Origin of the sequence: Streptomyces kurssanovii (assembly GCF_040677245.1) — a bacterium.
Taxonomy (GTDB): Bacteria; Actinomycetota; Actinomycetes; order Streptomycetales; family Streptomycetaceae; genus Streptomyces; species Streptomyces kurssanovii.
In genome coordinates, this window is the sequence record NZ_JBFAQK010000001.1 from 59,093 (window position 1) to 74,894 (window position 15,802).

The window sequence follows — 15,802 nt, forward strand, 5'->3', positions numbered from 1 at the left end:
CGGTGACGGGGCCAGGGTAGCGGGTGACCGATACTTGACCCCATGGCTTACGACGATCTTCGCTCCCTGCTCCGGGCGCTGGAGCGCGAGGGCGACCTCAAGCGCATCAAGGCCGAAGTCGACCCGTATCTCGAGGTCGGGGAGATCGTCGACCGGGTGAACAAGGCAGGCGGCCCGGCCCTGCTGTTCGAGAACGTGCGCGGCTCCGCGATGCCGCTCGCGATGAACGTGTTCGGCACCGACCGCCGGCTGCTGAAGTCGCTCGGGCTGAAGTCCTACGCGGAGATCAGCGACAAGATCGGCGGGCTGCTCAAGCCCGAGCTGCCGCACGGCTTCATCGGGGTGCGCGAGGCCTTCGGCAAGCTCGGGTCGATGGTGCACGTGCCGCCGAAGAAGGTGAAGGACGCGCCCGTGCACGAGGTCGTCCTGCGCGGCGACGACGTCGACCTGGACGCCCTGCCCGCGCTGTTCACCTGGCCCAAGGACGGCGGCTCCTTCTTCAACCTGGGCCTCACCCACACCAAGCACCCGGAGACGGGCGTACGGAACCTCGGCCTCTACCGCCTTCAGCGCCATGACCGGCGCACCATCGGCATGCACTGGCAGATCCACAAGGACAGCCGCAACCACTACGCCGTGGCCGCCGAACGGGGCGAGCGGCTGCCGGTCGCCATCGCGTTCGGCTGCCCGCCGGCCGTGACGTACGCCTCGACCGCGCCGCTGCCCGGCGACATCGACGAGTACCTGTTCGCCGGCTTCGTCGCGGGCAAGCGGATCGAGATGGTCGACTGCAAGACGGTGCCGCTCCAGGTGCCGGCGAACGCCGAGGTCGTGCTGGAGGGCTGGCTGGAGCCCGGGGAGATGCTGCCGGAGGGCCCCTTCGGCGACCACACCGGCTTCTACACGCCGCAGGAACCCTTCCCGGCGCTGACCATCGACTGCGTCACGATGCGCAAGCGGCCGCTGCTCCAGTCGATCGTGGTGGGCCGGCCGCCGACGGAGGACGGGCCGCTGGGGCGGGCGACGGAGCGGTTCTTCCTGCCCCTGCTGAAGATCATCGTGCCGGACATCGTGGACTACCACCTGCCGGAGTCGGGCGGCTTCCACAACTGCGCGATCGTCTCGATCGACAAGAAGTACCCGAAGCACGCGCAGAAGGTCATGCACGCCATCTGGGGCGCGCACATGATGTCGCTGACCAAGCTGATCGTGGTCGTGGACAAGGACTGCGACGTCCACGACCTGCACGAAGTCTCCTGGCGGGCGCTCGGCAACACCGACTACGCACGCGACCTCACCGTCGTCGAAGGCCCCGTCGACCATCTGGACCACGCCTCCTACCAGCAGTTCTGGGGCGGCAAGGCGGGCATCGACGCGACGCGCAAACTGCCGGAGGAGGGGTACACGCGGGACGGGGGCTGGCCGGAGATGGTCGAGTCCGATCCCGCGACGGCGGCGCTCGTCGACCGCCGGTGGAAGGAGTACGGACTGTGAGTCCCATCGCCGTGGGCGGCCCCGCCCTCTTCGTCGGCACCGACACCGACTATGTGGCCCTGGTGCGCCCCGAGCTCGACCCGGCCGACCCGGGCGTCCGGCTGGCCGCCGAGCAGGCGGGCGTATCGCCGGAGGAGTTCGCGGGCCCGGGTGACACCTGGGCGGTCCTCCTGGAGCACCACGGTGAGGGCGACGGCTTCGAGCTGCCCGGTGTGCGCGACGCGGAGCCCGCCGATTTCGCGGAGCGGCTGCGCGCGGAGCTCGCCGCGGCATCCGGGCCTTTCACGGTCGACGGAGGTGCGGTGCTGAGCCTGGACGGCCGTCCGGCCGGCGCGGACGCGTACGCCTTCACGGCGCACGTCACCCCGCCCGACGACGAGACCGGGACGCCGCTGACCGTGGAGACGGGCCCGCTGCCCGTCGCCGGGCTGCTGGCCGACCTCGACGCGTTCCTCGGGAGCCTCGCATGATGACGACCGCCGACGGGGTCGTGGGTTCCGGCCCGGCACCGCAGCCGACCGGGAAGGTGAAGGCCTTCCTGCGGCTGGTGATGATCGAGCACTCGGTCTTCGCGCTGCCGTTCGCCTACATCGCCGCCCTCACCGCGATGTTCCAGGTGGACGGGCAGGTCCACTGGACGGACCTGCTGCTCGTCACCGTCGCCATGGTGGGTCTGCGGACCTTCGCGATGGCCTGCAACCGGATCATCGACCGGGAGATCGACGCGCGGAACCCGCGCACCGCGGGGCGTGAACTGGTCACGGGCGCGGTGTCCGTGCGGTCCGCCTGGACCGGCGCGCTGATCGCGCTGGTCGTCTTCCTCGGCGCGGCGGCGCTGCTCAACCCGCTGTGTCTGGCGCTCGCGCCGGTCGCGGTCGTGCCGATGGTGGTCTACCCGTACGGCAAGCGGTTCACCGACTTCCCGCACGCCATCCTCGGTCTCGCGCAGGCCATGGGCCCCGTCGGGGCGTGGATCGCGGTCACGGGCGAGTGGTCGTGGGACGCAGTGATCCTGGGCCTGGCCGTGGGCGTGTGGATCGGCGGCTTCGATCTGATCTTCGCCTGCCAGGACGTCCAGGCCGACCGCGCCCACGGCGTGAAGTCGGTCCCGGCCCGCTTCGGTATCCCGGCCGCGCTGTACGGCGCCCGCGCCTCGCACGTCGTGACGACGGGCCTGCTCGTCTGGTTCGCGCTGGCGACGGACGCGGGGGTGCTGTTCTGGGCGGGTCTGGTGATCGTCGCTGCGGCGTTCCTCTACGAGCACACGATCGTCCGGCCGCACGACCTGTCCCGTCTGAACAGGGCGTTCTTCACGACGAACGGTTTCATCGGGATCTCGCTCTTCGTGTGCGCCCTGCTCGATCTCGTGGTGCGGGGCCTGACGGTCTGACGGTCCCGCCGGCTCAGGCGCGGCCGCGGCTGCGGAACACGAACGCGGCCGCTGTGCCCGCCAGCAGGCCGAAGAGGTGGCCCTGCCAGCTCACGCCCGTGTTCGCCGGGGAGAGGCCGAGCAGGATGGAGCTGCCCCAGACCGCGCCGATCAGCAGGCCCACGCACACGTCCAGCAGCTTGCGCTCCACGAAGCCGCGCACCACGAGGTAGCCGAAGAGCCCGAAGACCAGACCGGAGGCGCCCGCGGTGTTGGCGCCCGAGGGGGAGAACAGCCAGACGCCGAGTCCGGCCACCAGGACGATCATCAGTGACACGGCGAGGAAGCGGCGCACGCCGGTCAGCGCGGCGAGGAAGCCGAAGACCAGCAGCGGGACGCTGTTGGCGGCGAGATGGGCGAACCCGAAGTGCATGAACGCCGACGGCACGATGTCGACCAGCTCGCCGGGCTCGCGGGCCACCACGCCGTAGGAGTCGAGGGCGTGTCCCGTCGCCACGTCGACCGCTTCCAGTACCCACAGCAGCGCGACGAAGGCCAGCACCAGCTTGGCCGCGGACCTGGCCCGATCCGATCTGCCCCACTCGGTCGCCTCTGTACGGGTCATCGTCGCCCCCTGTGATGTGCACGCGCTTGTGTGACGGGAACGTCCCGCGCACCGTGCCCGGTTCCGCTTCCGCGCCGCCGGATAGGCTCGGCGGTGTGGAGCAGCAAGAAGTGAACAGTCGACGGCCCTGGGTCGTGGGCGTGTCCGGTGCTTCCGGCACGCCGTACGCGGCCGCCGTGCTGCGCGGTCTGCTGGACGCGGGCGAGAGCGTGGACCTGGTGGTCAGCAGGGCCTCGCGGCTGACGCTGCTCGACGAGACCGGTATCGCCTTCCGGGACGCGCACTGGCAGGAGGACCTGCGGCAGTGGCTGGCCCGGGGAGCCGACGGGAAGCCGGACAGCTTCGACGTCGATGTGAGCGACGTACGGCACTGGGCGGCCGGGGACCTCGCCGCCGGGCCGTCGTCGGGGTCGTACCCGGTCAAGGGGATGCTGATCGTGCCGGCGTCGACCGCCTGTGTGGCGGGTGTGGCGCTCGGACTCTCGAAGGACCTGCTGCAGCGGGCGGCGAGCGTGACGCTCAAGGAACGGCGCCCTCTGGTGGTCGCCGTGCGGGAGACCCCGCTGAACGGACAGACGCTGAAGCACCTGGTCACGCTGGACGAGGCGGGCGCAGTGGTGCTGCCCGCCTCTCCGGCGTTCTACGCGGGGGCGACGCACATCCAGGATCTGGTGGACTTCGTCGCGGGGCGGGTGCTCGACGCGGCAGGGGTGCCGCATCGGCTGTACCGCCGCTGGAAGGGGGAGCTGGGTGGTGGCTCCGGAGGCGATTAGCGCTTCTTGCCGGTGCGCGGGGCGCGGGCCGTGGCGGCCTTGCGGGCGGCAGAGGGCTGGTGGGCACGCGAGCGGTTGGCCAGCTCCTGCAGCTGTCGCATGTGGGCGTAGGCCATCTCGATCGTGTACACGGTGAGTGTCATCTCCTGTATGGATCGTGATCCTGTGGGATCAGCTCTGATCATTTGAGTAAATCGCAGGGTGTCGTCCCTGTGTACCTTAGATTCTACACGTAAACTTGCGGTATCGCTGAATAATGGAAGGCTCAGGCATATGGACGCCGTGGACAGGCAGCTCATCCAGGCCCTGCGCGAGAACGGCAGGGCTTCGTACGCCGAGCTCGGCCGGCTCGTGGGGCTCTCCGGCCCCTCCGTCACCGACCGCATCAACCGCCTGGAAGCGGCGGGCGTCATCACCGGATACCGCGCCACCGTCGACGCCCGCTCCCTGGGCCTCGGCGTCACGGCCCTGATCGGCATCTCGCTCTCCGACGCCGCCGACCACGAGGACGTGGCGCGCCGGCTGAAGGACCTGGCGGAGATCGAGGACTGCTGGTTCATCGCCGGCGACGACTCGTACATGCTCAAGGTGCGCGCGAGCGACGTGGACGGCCTCGAAAAGACGATCCGCCGGCTCTCCGGGACGCGCGGCGTCTCGCGCACCCGGACCACCATCGTGCTCTCCACCAAGTGGGAGAACCGGGTCGGCGACCTGCCGGAGGAGAGCTAGGGATACCGTGGGTGGAGCCCGATTGGTAGACGTATGGGAGGCGGCCCGAAGTGGACGCAGGACTCAAGCGCGAGCTCGAGGAGAAGGTCCGGGCCGGTGAGCGGCTGACGCGTGAGGACGGCATCGCCCTCTACGAGTCGGACGACCTGGCATGGCTCGGCGGTCTCGCGCACGAGGTGCGCACCCGCAAGAACGGCGACGTCGTCCACTTCAACGTCAACCGCCACCTCAACATGACCAACGTGTGCACCGCGTCGTGCGCCTACTGCTCGTTCCAGCGCAAGCCGGGCGAGAAGGACGCGTACACCATGCGCATCGAGGAGGCCGTCCGCCTCGCGAAGGCGATGGAGGGCGAGAACCTCACCGAGCTGCACATCGTCAACGGGCTCCACCCCAACCTGCCCTGGCGGTACTACCCGCGCTCGCTCTCCGAGCTCAAGAAGGCCCTGCCGAACGTCTCGCTGAAGGCCTTCACCGCCACCGAGATCCACCACTTCGAGACGATCTCCGGGCTCAGCGCCTCCGAGATCCTCGACGAGCTCATCGAGGCCGGTCTGGAGTCGCTGACCGGCGGCGGCGCGGAGATCTTCGACTGGGAGGTCCGCCAGCACATCGTCGACCACCGCACCCACTGGGAGGACTGGTCGCGCATCCACCGCCTGGCGCACGAGAAGGGCCTCAAGACCCCGTGCACCATGCTGTACGGGCACATCGAGGAGCCGCGCCACCGGGTCGACCATGTGCTGCGGCTGCGTGAACTCCAGGACGAGACCGGCGGTTTCCAGGTCTTCATCCCGCTGCGCTACCAGCACGACTTCGTCGACATGCAGGACGGCAAGGTCCGCAACAAGCTCCAGGCGCGCACCACGATGGCGACCGGCGCGGAGGCGCTCAAGACCTTCGCCGTGTCGCGTCTGCTGTTCGACAACGTGCCCCACGTCAAGGTCTTCTGGGTGATGCACGGTGTGCAGACCGCCCAGCTCGCCCTCCAGCACGGCGCCGACGACATGGACGGCTCGGTCGTCGAGTACAAGATCACGCACGACGCGGACAACTACGGGACGCCGAACAAGCTGACCCGTGACGACCTGCTCGACCTGATCCGCGACGCCGGCTTCCGTCCCGTGGAGCGCAACACCCGCTACGAGATCATCCGCGAGTACCCGGGCCCCGACGCCGACCGCCGCGAGTCGCCGCAGCCCATGCGCGTCTGAGACCCGGAACGCGTCCGTCTCGCTCCGCGAACCCCGGCCCCGGCCGGGGTTCGCCGTTTTCTACGCTGGCCCGCATGGCCCTCACCTTCGAACTCGACCCGGCCCTCACGAACGAGCTGCGGGACGGCGTCGTCGCACTCTGGACGGACGTCAGCAACGCGGGCGGCGCCGTCGGCTTCGTCCCGCCCGTGACGGCCGAGGACGTCCGGCCGGGGTGGCTCGGCCACCTCACCGCCATCGCCGAGGGCCGGATGCGGCTGCTCGTCGGCCGCGACGAGGCCGGCGCGATCGCGGCCACCGCCTTCCTCGCCTTCAACACCCACCGCCTGATGAAGCACTGGATCTGGCTGTACACGGTGATGGTCCACCCCGGCCACCAGGGCAAGGGCTACGGGCGCGATCTGATGGCCGCCGCCGCCGACGCCGCCCGCGGTTTCGAGGGCATCGAGGCGATACGTCTCACCTGCCGCGGCGGCACCGGCGCCGACCGCTTCTACGCGGCCTGCGGCTACAAGGAGGTCGGCCGGGTGCCGGGAGCGATCCGGGTCGGCGACGGCGACGACCGCGACGACGTCATCATGCTGCTGCCCCTGAGCTAGCCCTCCGGGGCGGCGTGCTTCACTGGACAGGCACCCACGTCGTACGCAAGGAAGAAGGCCCGCCGTGTCCGCTGCAAGGACGAGTGCCGCGATCAAGTACACCGCACTGCGTCTGGCGATCTTCGTCGGCTGTTTCGTCGTCGTCGTCGGACTGGTCCAGGTCGGCGCCCTGCCCAAGGGGCTCGGCGACTCCAACTTCGTCTGGGTCGTGCTGCTCTCGCTCGTGCTCTCCGCGCCGCTCAGCTTCGTGCTGCTGCGCAAGCAGCGTGACGCGATGTCCGCCCAGATCGTCACCAAGGTGGACAGCGCCAAGGCCCGCCTCGAGGCCAACCGCAAGCAGGAGGACGGCGTCACCCAGTAGGGCGGGCCGACGGTCCAGGCAGGGAGGGCCTACGGTCACCCGGCAGGGCGGGCCGACAGGGGTCCCAAAGGGGAGCTTTGAGCTTCGATAAGTTCAAGTGTTAACGTGTTCGGCGTGAAGACAGCAGTGCGCCACCCAGACGCCGCGAGCCTCCTGCTCGTGGCGCGCCTGCATGTCGATCTGTGCCGCTGCATGTCCGCGGTCTGTTGCCGCCACATCTGACAACCCGGCATCACGCAGCGGCGCCGCGCCTTCACGCGCACGGGCGCCGCACCCCGTCCCCTGTACTTCCCGAACGCCACCACTGGAGTGCGTCCGTGTCCGCGAACACCGCGTCCACCCCTGCCGGAAAGCAGTCCGGCTCCGGATTCCGTATACCCAAGGTCCCCTTCTGGGCCCAGATCGTCGCAGGTCTGGCCCTCGGCGTCCTGCTCGGCGCCCTCGCCCGCAGCCAGGACATCGGCTGGCTGAAGGACACCCTCGACCAGGTCGGCTCGATCTTCGTCCAGCTGCTGAAGCTGGCCGTCGCGCCGCTCGTGTTCTTCGCCATCCTGGTGTCGATCACCAACCTGCGGAAGGTCAACAACGCCGCACGGCTGGCCGGCCGCACGCTGCTGTGGTTCATGATCACGTCGCTGATCGCCGTCGCCATCGGCCTCGTCATCGGACTGGTCACCGACCCGGGCGCGGGCACCGGCCTCACCCCGAAGGACGGCCAGAAGCCGGAGAACGCCGGAACCTGGATCGACTTCCTCACCGGCATCGTCCCGACGGACATCATCACGCCGTTCACCGAGCTGGAAGTGCTCCAGATCGTCTTCATGGCCGCCGTCGCCGGTATCGCCGCGCTCAAGCTCGGTGACCGCGCCAAGCCGATCCTCGACCTGAGCGAGTCGGTGCTCGAGCTGCTCCAGAAGGCCCTGTGGTGGGTGATCCGCCTCGCCCCCATCGGCACCGTCGGCCTCATCGGCTTCGCCATCGCCGACTACGGCTGGGAGCTCATCGGCAAGTACGCCACCTTCACCGCCGACGTCTACATCGGCTGCGCACTGGTCCTGTTCGGCGTCTACCCGCTGCTGCTCGCGACCGTCGCGAAGGTCAACCCGGTCCAGTTCTTCAAGGGCGCCTGGCCGGCCATCCAGCTGGCGTTCGTCTCCCGCTCCTCGGTCGGCACCATGCCGGTCACCCAGAAGGTCACCGAGCGTCTCGGCGTCCCGAAGGAGTACACGAGCTTCGCGGTCCCGTTCGGCGCGACCACCAAGATGGACGGCTGCGCCGCCATCTACCCGGCGCTCGCCGCGATCTTCATCGCGCAGATCTTCGACGTGCAGCTCGGCATCCAGGACTACCTGCTGATCGCCTTCGTCTCCGTCGTCGGCTCCGCCGCCACCGCCGGTCTGACCGGCGCGACGGTCATGCTGACGCTGACCCTGTCCACCCTGGGCCTCCCGCTGGAGGGCGTCGGCCTGTTGATGGCGATCGACCCGATCCTGGACATGATGCGCACCGCCACCAACGTCGCGGGCCAGGCGCTCGTTCCCGTCATCGTCGCGGCGCGTGAGCAGATCCTCGACCACGACGCGTACAACAGCGCCACCTCCTCGCCGATCGACGACATCGACGACATCGACGGCGGGACCGAGGCCGGCACCGACGCCGTGACGGCCGAGGAGAAGGGGGCCGTGCCGGTCCCCGCCTGACACTCCATCGCGTCCGGCGGTCCGTGCGACCGCCACCCCTCGTGGGCCTCTCCCGTCAGCGGGCGAGGCCCACGGTCTTCTGCGGGGCGATACGGCCCAGCGCGAAGCGGCGGTTCGCGACGGTCTGCCGCCGGTAGACCTCCGGCAGGTCGGGCATCGCCAGCAGCCGGTCGCACGCCCGCGCCGACGCCGCGTACTCGCCCACCCAGTACGCGGTGATCGAGAACTCGAACAGCAGCCCCCACCGGTACACCCACGGCTGAGTGAACAGCACGTCGTCGGGCTGCGGGCGGTCAAGTCCGGCGGAGGCGAAGGCGTGCGCCGCGCGGTGGCGGCCCATGCCGCGCAGCCGGGAGGCGAGTTCGTAGCACGCCTCCAGCCGTTCCGGCCGTGACTCCCAGGCCCGCGACAGGGCGTCCATCGCCCCGGGCCAGTCGTCCGACCGCGCCCGCAGGACACCGACCTGGAGCAGCGCGTAGTAGACCTCCTCCACCCAGCCGCCCATGGTGGCGCGGCGCTCGTAGAGCTCGATCGCCTCGGCGGTCCTGCCCATGTCGCGCATCGTCTGGGCCAGGTAGAAGACCGTGCGGGTGTTGGACGGGTCGCGCTCGAGCTCGGCGCCCAGCAGACGGGCGTCACGCTCGAACTTGTCGTGGCGGGAGCCGCCGTCGGCGTGGTCCTCGATGACGAGCGCGTCGAGATTCCGCTGGACGTCCTGACGGTCGGCCGTGAGGTACTCGTGCGTGACGCCCTCGTACCGCCACGGGAGGCTGCCGCGGACCAGACGCTTGATCCGGTACTCGAGCGCGCCCTCGTGGCGGAGCATGTACGAGTCCGCGGTGAGGCGGGGCAGTGGTCCGTCCTGACGGAGCACCAGGTCCGCGTCGAGAAGCAGAAGGTAGTCGGCCTTGCCGCGGGCGTGCCCGATGTTCAGGCTCCGGTTGTGGCCGAAGTTCACCCACGGTTCCTCGTGGAGCTCCCCAGGGATGCCGCGCAGGGACTTTCTGATCAGGTCCTGCGTGCCGTCGGTCGACCCGGTGTCGGAGATGACCCACGTGTCGATGAGGCCCCGCGCGGATGACAGGCATCTCTCGATGACGCCCGACTCGTTCTTGACGATCATGCACAAGCAGATGGAAGGCTTCACAGCAGCAACCCTCTCCGGCCGGTCGGTCCGCGGGTGACGCTAGAGCGCCCGGCTCACGGCGATGCCGGAGCCACGCCGAGGCCGGCTCCGGTTCGCCGTTGCGCACGCCCAGTGGTGGGTACGCAGTAGGCCGAAGAGCTGACTCTCGGACGTGGCGTCTCAATGTGCGGGGTTGACGATCCGAAGATCCCAGCGACCAGAACCTGCTTCCGGATCGTCACCCGATCCGGTTCAAAAGGAGCAAATCTATGAGTCCTGATCGCAGGACGAAGTCCCCCTTCGGACCGCTGCCCCGCCGCAAGTCGCTGCTGACCACGGGTGCGATGGCGTCGATCGCGCTCGTACTCGCGGGCTTCGGCAGCCCCGCGGTCGCGGCGATGCAGTACGCCCCGAGCGCGAGCGTCGCGGGTGCGTACGGCGGCGACGACGAGTGCAAGCCGGGCAAGCCCGACTACCCGCGTCACCTGCTGGACGAGCTGCGCGAGATGGGCGTCCCGGGCGTCGACGGTCACGACGGTCACGACGACAAGTGCAAGCCGGGCGTGACGGGCCCGACGGGCCCTGCCGGCGTGACCGGTCCGACGGGTCCGACGGGTCCGACGGGTATGACCGGTCCCACGGGTCCGACAGGGCCTGGTGGCGGCGCGACCGGCCCGACGGGTCCGACCGGTCCGGCAGGACCTGGTGGCGGCGCGACGGGCCCGACGGGTCCGACGGGCGCGACGGGTGCGACGGGTGCGACGGGCCCGACGGGTCCGCAGGGTGAGCCCGGTCCGTGCCAGGACATCGACGCTTACCTCCCCAGCAACGCTGTGGAGTACAAGGCCGTGCTCCACGACGACGTCGCCTATGCGGGCGTCCGTGACTTGCAGCCTGACGTCGGTGACTTCATCTGGTACGACCTCACCGACGGCGCGGGGGCGAACTTCCCCGACGGGGCCTGCTCCATCTCGGTCGGTTCCCAGAGCAATGCCGAGGGTGCCGTCTCCATCGAGGTGCTGACCCTCGACGGCGAGGTGTGGGAGACCGTGTGTTCCCAGAACCCGGGCAACCCCGTCACTCTCACCTGCAACTCGCCTTGGGTGATGCTGGAGACGCCGGCGGACGACCCCCAGCTGGCCGCCGAGCAGCGTGCCACCGACCCCAACTACCGCGCCAAGGGCATGAAGTAGTTCCGGCCCTGATCCCTTGACGGTCCCGGCCCCCGACCGGGGCCGGGAACGCCGACCGTGTGCTGTGTCCGCCTCGCCGCGGGCACAGCACACGTATGTCCGGGGCCCCCGGACACGGCCGAGACCCGTCGCGCGCGGTTGACCCCGCCGCGCGGAGTGGACCTTAATGCGGGCCATGAACGCCGCTATGACGCAGTCAACTGCCAGGGTCGTAGGCTTACTGCTGAGTAAGGGCACGGGGCGGGAGGAACACTGACATGAGTGCGGTGAAGAGCGCGAGGACCAAGCGCATGCCGCGGGCCGTGCGTGAGCAGCAGATGATGGACGCCGCGGTGCGGACCTTCGGGCAGCTGGGCTACCGGGCCGCCTCGATGGACGAGATCGCGGAGCTCGCCGGTGTGTCCAAGCCCCTGGTGTACCTGTACCTGAATTCCAAGGAGGAGCTCTTCACCGCCTGCATCAGGCGGGAGGCGCAGCGGCTGACCGAGGCCGTGCAGGCGGCGATCCAGCCCGGGCTGACGGCCGATCAGCAGATGTGGGCGGGGCTGGAGGCCTTCTTCCGGCACACGCAGCAGAACCCGGACGGCTGGTCGGTGCTGCACCGCCAGGCGCGTACGCACGGCGAGCCGTTCGCGGCGGAGGTCGCGCGGATGCGGTCGGAGATCGCCGCCTTCGTGACCGTGCTGATCGGCGCGGCGGCCGAACAGGGTGTGCCTCCGGCGCCGGGAACGGCGGGCTCGCACCGCAGCTCCGAGCTGGCCGACCGGGACATCGAAGGCCTTGCACAGGCGCTCGTGGGGGCCGCGGAGTCGCTCGCGGGGTGGGCGAACGACGCCGGCGGCATCTCGGCGAAGGAGGCCGCCGGCCTCCTGATGAACTTCGCGTGGACCGGACTCGGCGGCCTCATGCAGGGGGAGCGCTGGTCTCCCCGGTGAGGTGCACGCGGTCGCCGCTGCGCAGTTCGAAGCGGGTGCCGCCCGGCGCGGTGCGTGCCGCGTAGGTGACGTCGGCGGGCAGCAGCACGGGTGCCCGGAACGCGGCCCGTGCGCTCTCCGCCGGCCCGCTCGTCCGCTCGGCCTCCGCCAGGCAGCGCGCGAACGTCCACATGCCGTGGGCGATGGCGCGGGGGAATCCGAAGAGTCTCGCCGTGAGCGGGTGCAGATGGATCGGGTTGCGGTCTCCGGAGACGGCGCCGTAGCGGCGGCCGAGGTTGCCGGGGACCCGCCACCCGGTGACGGCGGGGAGCGGCTCGGCGGCGGGGGCGCTTTCCCGCGGACCGTCGTGACCTGTGCGGTGCCGGGCGAGATAGGAGCTGCGGGACTCCCACACGAGCTCGCCGTCGAGGCACGCCCGGGTCACCATGAGCACTTCGGTGCCGCGCCGGTGGGGGACCAGTTCCTCGGCGTGCACCGCGAGTTCCGGCCGGTCCGCCGACGTCAGCCCGGGTCCGTGCCGGATGATCTCGATGCGGGTGTGGACGAGGCCGAGGAGCGGCAGCGGGAAGGCGCGGTCGGCCATCAGCCGCATGGCGAGCGGGAACCCGAGGATGTGCGGGTAGGGGAGCGGCAGTGGCCCGCCCGCCGGGAAGCCGCAGACGCCGGCGTACGCGGCGAGCCGCGCGGCGTCGGTGCGGGCGCCGGGCAGTACCAGCCGGGTGCCGGGCAATCGCGCCCCGGCATGGACCCGGCGCTTCATCGGTGAGAGTGCCGCCCCGCGGACGAGCAGTGGCGTGAGCGCGGGCGCCGAGGCGAGGGTGACGGTCCGCACGCTCACGCCCCCAGCGGATTCCGGCGGCAGGCACGCAACTTCGGGCCTGCCACGCAGGCGATCGCTGCCCCGGCGCCGCTCATGATTCCCGCCCTGCCCGCCTGCCCCGCCTTGCTCCACCGCGCAAACGGTCCGGCCGACGGCCTGCCGGTGAAGGTCGGACAGCGATCGGCCATTGTCCTGGCTCCAGCTCGGTCGTAGATTACTCCTGAGTAAGCTTACTCAGAAGTCAGGAGCTGGTCGAGATGGTGCCGACGTCGCCGCGCGGAACGCGAGCGCCTGGCCGCGGGCCGAACTCCCCCCGGGCCCTCGGCGGTCAGGGTGTCACCGTGGTCGCCGAACACGCGTGAGCCGGCCGGCCCCCTGCGCAGCACGCCTGTCAGCCTTCACGACGAGGAGCCGCACGTGTCAGTCGATCTGGTTGTCCCCGGCGGTGCGCCCGTGCCGGTGGAACCGCACAAGAAGCGGGTGAACGGCGTCGTGCGAGAGGTGTCCGTGCCGGCGCTCGTGCCGGCCGTCACCCACGGCTCGCTCGCCGACATCCCCTTCCACAACGCCCAAGAGGCCCCGGACGACGCCGTCATCAGCGTCAAGGACGCGGACGGCGCCTGGCAGGACGTGACCGCGGCGCAGTTCGCCGAGGACGTCCTCGCCGTGGCGAAGGGGCTGATCGCCGAAGGGCTCGAGCCCGGCGACCGGGTCGCGATCATGTCCCGTACGACATACGAGTGGACGTTGTTGGACTTCGCCGCCTGGGCCGCCGGTCTCGTCACCGTCCCCGTCTATCCGACCTCCTCCGCCTTCCAGGCCCGCTGGATCCTCGAGAACTCCGGGGCCGTCGCCTGCGTCGTCGAGAGTGCCGCACAGGCCAGGACGGTCGGTCAGGAACGCGGACAACTGCCCGGCCTGGCCCACCTGTGGACGTTCGACACCGGGGCCGTCGCCCAACTCCGCGAGGCGGGCGAGAGGGCGGGGATCCCCGACGCCACCGTGACGGCACGCAGGGCCGGACTGTCGCCGGACGCGATCGCGACGCTGATCTACACCTCGGGCACCACCGGCCGCCCCAAGGGCTGTGTGGTCACCCACGCGAACTTCTTCGCCGAGGTCGACAACGCGGTCGAACTGCTGCACCCGGTCTTCAAGTCGCTCAGCAAGGAACCCGCCTCGACCCTGCTCTTCCTGCCCCTCTCCCATGTCTTCGGCCGCATGGTCGCCATCGGCTGCCTGCGCGCCCGGGTGCGGCTCGGACACGCACCCTCGATCCGGACCGAGGACCTGCTCGCCGACCTGGCCGGCTTCCGGCCGACGTTCCTGCTGGCGATCCCGTACGTCCTGGAGAAGGTCTTCAACACCGGCCGGGCCACCGCCGAGAAACTCGGCCGCGCCTCCTCGTTCGACCGCGCCGCGCGGATCGCCCGGCGCTACGGGCGGGCCGTGGAGGCGGCGGAGCACGGCACGGGCCCCGGTCCTTCGCTCGGCCTCAGGGCGGCACGGGCCTTGTACGACCCGCTGGTCTACCGCCGGATCCGGGCGGCCCTCGGCGGCAAGGTCCGGTACGCCATCTGTGGCGGCTCACCGCTGGGCAGCCGGCTCGCCTCGTTCTACGCGGGCGCCGGCATCGAGGTGTTCGAGGGGTACGGGCTCACCGAGACGACGGCCGCCTCGACGGTGACCCCGCCGCTGCGGCCCCGTCTCGGCACGGTCGGCTGGCCGATGCCGGGCACGGCGGTCCGCATCGCCGACGACGGCGAGGTACTGCTGCGCGGCGGCCAGGTCTGCGCCGGCCACTGGGACGCCGAGCGCGGCGAGGCCGTACCGCTGACGGATGCCGAGGGCTGGCTGGCCTCCGGCGACCTGGGGGCCCTGGACGAGGACGGATACCTGACGATCACCGGGCGCAAGAAGGACATCATCATCACCTCCGGCGGCAAGAACGTCGCCCCCGCGCCGCTGGAGGACTGGCTGCGCGCGCATCCCCTGGTGTCCCAGTGCATGGTCGTCGGCGACAACCGCCCGTACGTCACGGCCCTGCTCACGCTCGAGCAGGACGGGCTCGACCACTGGCGGCGGATGAAGAAGAAGGTGCATCTGCCACTGGCAGACCTCGTCCGGGACGAGGAACTGCTCGGCGCGCTGCGGCGTGCGGTCGACGAGGCCAACCGGCTGGTCTCACGGGCGGAGTCGATCCGTCGCTTCACGGTGCTGACGGTGGACTTCACCGAGGAGAGCGGGCATCTGACGCCGTCGCTGAAGCTGAAGCGCGCGGCGATCGCACACGACTTCGAGGCCGACATCGAGGCCCTGTACGACGGCGGGCGCGACTGAGGTCCTGTCCCTGTCGGCGAGGCCACGGGATCTGCCGCAGCCCTGCCACCGCCTGCCGCAGATCTGAGGAGAGAAGGGAAAGATCCGGGAAAGGGCCGGGAAAGATCCGGAAAGGCCCGGGAAAGGCAGGAGCCCCGGCTCCGTACGACGTACGGGGACGGGGCTCCTTGGGTACTGCTGAGTCGTGCGCGATCGCCGACCCTGGCTGACTAGGCCGGGGTGACGTTCTCCGCCTGCGGGCCCTTCGGGCCCTGGGTGACGTCGAAGTTCACGACCTGGTTCTCCTCGAGGGAGCGGAACCCGGACGCGTTGATCGCGGAGTAGTGGACGAAGACATCCGGGCCGCCGCCGTCCTGGGCGATGAAGCCGAAGCCCTTTTCAGCGTTGAACCACTTGACGGTTCCGGTAGCCATAAGCCCTCCTATGGGCCAAAGGGTTGCCCTGCTCCAGAACCTGCAAGAAGTCTGAAAACTACAAAAGCCTGCGGGTTACATGCTCCGCAGGCTCTGTACTGCAAGGGAAAC

General features: G+C 70.2%; 17 protein-coding genes. 12 read left to right on the forward strand and 5 right to left on the reverse strand.

Going from position 1 to position 15,802, the window contains the following annotated elements; all coding sequences use genetic code 11:
• Window positions 1-42: 42 nt before the first annotated feature.
• The 3 genes from AB0K36_RS00295 to mqnP are packed head-to-tail and all read left to right on the forward strand — an operon-like array spanning window position 43 to window position 2,884.
• Entirely contained in the window at window positions 43-1,494 is a 1,452-nt protein-coding gene (locus tag AB0K36_RS00295; RefSeq protein ID WP_189467091.1) for a menaquinone biosynthesis decarboxylase, read from the forward strand.
• Window positions 1,491-1,964, forward strand: a complete 474-nt coding sequence (locus AB0K36_RS00300; protein ID WP_364586227.1) for a hypothetical protein — start codon at window positions 1,491-1,493, stop codon at window positions 1,962-1,964. Before AB0K36_RS00295 ends, AB0K36_RS00300 begins: the two co-directional genes overlap by 4 nt.
• Window positions 1,964-2,884, forward strand: coding sequence for a menaquinone biosynthesis prenyltransferase MqnP (mqnP, locus tag AB0K36_RS00305; RefSeq protein ID WP_364586966.1), 921 nt, complete (start codon window positions 1,964-1,966; stop codon window positions 2,882-2,884). Before AB0K36_RS00300 ends, mqnP begins: the two co-directional genes overlap by 1 nt.
• Window positions 2,885-2,897: 13 nt before the next feature.
• On the opposite strand, the gene AB0K36_RS00310 is transcribed toward mqnP, so the two are convergent.
• Window positions 2,898-3,488 (reverse strand): rhomboid family intramembrane serine protease, encoded by a 591-nt coding sequence (locus tag AB0K36_RS00310; protein ID WP_364586230.1) that lies wholly within the window; start codon window positions 3,486-3,488, stop codon window positions 2,898-2,900.
• A gap of 110 nt (window positions 3,489-3,598) precedes the next feature.
• Between AB0K36_RS00310 and AB0K36_RS00315 the strand changes: the two genes are divergently transcribed.
• A complete protein-coding gene (locus tag AB0K36_RS00315) occupies window positions 3,599-4,261 on the forward strand; it encodes a UbiX family flavin prenyltransferase (RefSeq protein WP_435877751.1) in 663 nt (220 codons plus the stop codon).
• On the opposite strand, the gene AB0K36_RS00320 is transcribed toward AB0K36_RS00315, so the two are convergent.
• Entirely contained in the window at window positions 4,258-4,404 is a 147-nt protein-coding gene (locus AB0K36_RS00320) for a hypothetical protein (protein ID WP_364586235.1), read from the reverse strand. The two genes, AB0K36_RS00315 and AB0K36_RS00320, sit on opposite strands and share 4 nt — an antisense overlap.
• A gap of 130 nt (window positions 4,405-4,534) precedes the next feature.
• On the opposite strand from AB0K36_RS00320, the gene AB0K36_RS00325 reads away from it, so the two are divergent.
• The 5 genes from AB0K36_RS00325 to AB0K36_RS00345 all read left to right on the forward strand — a co-directional run bounded on the left by AB0K36_RS00325 (window position 4,535) and on the right by AB0K36_RS00345 (window position 8,864).
• A complete protein-coding gene (locus AB0K36_RS00325; protein WP_005313883.1) occupies window positions 4,535-4,990 on the forward strand; it encodes an Lrp/AsnC family transcriptional regulator in 456 nt (151 codons plus the stop codon).
• A 50-nt stretch (window positions 4,991-5,040) separates the two neighbouring features.
• Window positions 5,041-6,204 (forward strand): aminofutalosine synthase MqnE, encoded by a 1,164-nt coding sequence (gene mqnE, locus AB0K36_RS00330; protein WP_005313880.1) that lies wholly within the window; start codon window positions 5,041-5,043, stop codon window positions 6,202-6,204.
• A 74-nt stretch (window positions 6,205-6,278) separates the two neighbouring features.
• Complete coding sequence (locus AB0K36_RS00335) at window positions 6,279-6,803, forward strand: GNAT family N-acetyltransferase (protein ID WP_364586240.1); 525 nt, start codon at window positions 6,279-6,281, stop codon at window positions 6,801-6,803.
• A gap of 64 nt (window positions 6,804-6,867) precedes the next feature.
• Entirely contained in the window at window positions 6,868-7,164 is a 297-nt protein-coding gene (locus tag AB0K36_RS00340; protein ID WP_364586242.1) for a DUF4229 domain-containing protein, read from the forward strand.
• 317 nt (window positions 7,165-7,481) lie between these two features.
• Window positions 7,482-8,864 (forward strand): dicarboxylate/amino acid:cation symporter, encoded by a 1,383-nt coding sequence (locus AB0K36_RS00345; protein ID WP_364586245.1) that lies wholly within the window; start codon window positions 7,482-7,484, stop codon window positions 8,862-8,864.
• Window positions 8,865-8,919: 55 nt separating this feature from the next.
• Here AB0K36_RS00345 and AB0K36_RS00350 read toward each other — a convergent pair whose 3' ends face one another.
• Window positions 8,920-9,987 carry a glycosyltransferase gene (locus AB0K36_RS00350; RefSeq protein ID WP_364586248.1) on the reverse strand — a complete coding sequence of 356 codons (1,068 nt, stop codon included), beginning with the start codon at window positions 9,985-9,987 and terminating at the stop codon, window positions 8,920-8,922.
• Between the two features lie 272 nt (window positions 9,988-10,259).
• Between AB0K36_RS00350 and AB0K36_RS00355 the strand changes: the two genes are divergently transcribed.
• Together AB0K36_RS00355 and AB0K36_RS00360 are read left to right on the forward strand one after the other, a co-directional pair.
• Window positions 10,260-11,183, forward strand: a complete 924-nt coding sequence (locus AB0K36_RS00355; protein WP_364586251.1) for a hypothetical protein — start codon at window positions 10,260-10,262, stop codon at window positions 11,181-11,183.
• 257 nt (window positions 11,184-11,440) lie between these two features.
• Window positions 11,441-12,118, forward strand: a complete 678-nt coding sequence (locus AB0K36_RS00360; RefSeq protein ID WP_189467075.1) for a TetR/AcrR family transcriptional regulator — start codon at window positions 11,441-11,443, stop codon at window positions 12,116-12,118.
• On the opposite strand, the gene AB0K36_RS00365 is transcribed toward AB0K36_RS00360, so the two are convergent.
• Complete coding sequence (locus tag AB0K36_RS00365) at window positions 12,087-12,878, reverse strand: MaoC family dehydratase (protein ID WP_364586970.1); 792 nt, start codon at window positions 12,876-12,878, stop codon at window positions 12,087-12,089. The two genes, AB0K36_RS00360 and AB0K36_RS00365, sit on opposite strands and share 32 nt — an antisense overlap.
• Window positions 12,879-13,355: 477 nt before the next feature.
• Here AB0K36_RS00365 and AB0K36_RS00370 point away from each other — a divergent pair, with 477 nt between their 5' ends.
• On the forward strand, window positions 13,356-15,278 hold the full coding sequence (locus AB0K36_RS00370; protein ID WP_364586254.1) for an AMP-dependent synthetase/ligase: 1,923 nt from the start codon (window positions 13,356-13,358) through the stop codon (window positions 15,276-15,278).
• Window positions 15,279-15,487: 209 nt separating this feature from the next.
• Here AB0K36_RS00370 and AB0K36_RS00375 read toward each other — a convergent pair whose 3' ends face one another.
• Window positions 15,488-15,691, reverse strand: a complete 204-nt coding sequence (locus AB0K36_RS00375) for a cold-shock protein (RefSeq protein WP_003967102.1) — start codon at window positions 15,689-15,691, stop codon at window positions 15,488-15,490.
• Window positions 15,692-15,802: the final 111 nt, after the last annotated feature.

What these genes read in the sequence shown, in the direction of transcription:
- AB0K36_RS00295 (WP_189467091.1), top strand. Translation starts at nt 43, where the DNA reads ATGGCTTACGACGATCTTCGCTCCCTGCTCCGGGCGCTGGAGCGCGAG.
- mqnP (WP_364586966.1), top strand. Translation starts at nt 1,964, where the DNA reads ATGACGACCGCCGACGGGGTCGTGGGTTCCGGCCCGGCACCGCAGCCG.
- AB0K36_RS00310 (WP_364586230.1), bottom strand. Translation starts at nt 3,488, where the DNA reads ATGACCCGTACAGAGGCGACCGAGTGGGGCAGATCGGATCGGGCCAGG.
- AB0K36_RS00320 (WP_364586235.1), bottom strand. Translation starts at nt 4,404, where the DNA reads ATGACACTCACCGTGTACACGATCGAGATGGCCTACGCCCACATGCGA.
- AB0K36_RS00325 (WP_005313883.1), top strand. Translation starts at nt 4,535, where the DNA reads ATGGACGCCGTGGACAGGCAGCTCATCCAGGCCCTGCGCGAGAACGGC.
- AB0K36_RS00335 (WP_364586240.1), top strand. Translation starts at nt 6,279, where the DNA reads ATGGCCCTCACCTTCGAACTCGACCCGGCCCTCACGAACGAGCTGCGG.
- AB0K36_RS00350 (WP_364586248.1), bottom strand. Translation starts at nt 9,987, where the DNA reads ATGATCGTCAAGAACGAGTCGGGCGTCATCGAGAGATGCCTGTCATCC.
- AB0K36_RS00355 (WP_364586251.1), top strand. Translation starts at nt 10,260, where the DNA reads ATGAGTCCTGATCGCAGGACGAAGTCCCCCTTCGGACCGCTGCCCCGC.
- AB0K36_RS00360 (WP_189467075.1), top strand. Translation starts at nt 11,441, where the DNA reads ATGAGTGCGGTGAAGAGCGCGAGGACCAAGCGCATGCCGCGGGCCGTG.
- AB0K36_RS00365 (WP_364586970.1), bottom strand. Translation starts at nt 12,878, where the DNA reads ATGAAGCGCCGGGTCCATGCCGGGGCGCGATTGCCCGGCACCCGGCTG.
- AB0K36_RS00375 (WP_003967102.1), bottom strand. Translation starts at nt 15,691, where the DNA reads ATGGCTACCGGAACCGTCAAGTGGTTCAACGCTGAAAAGGGCTTCGGC.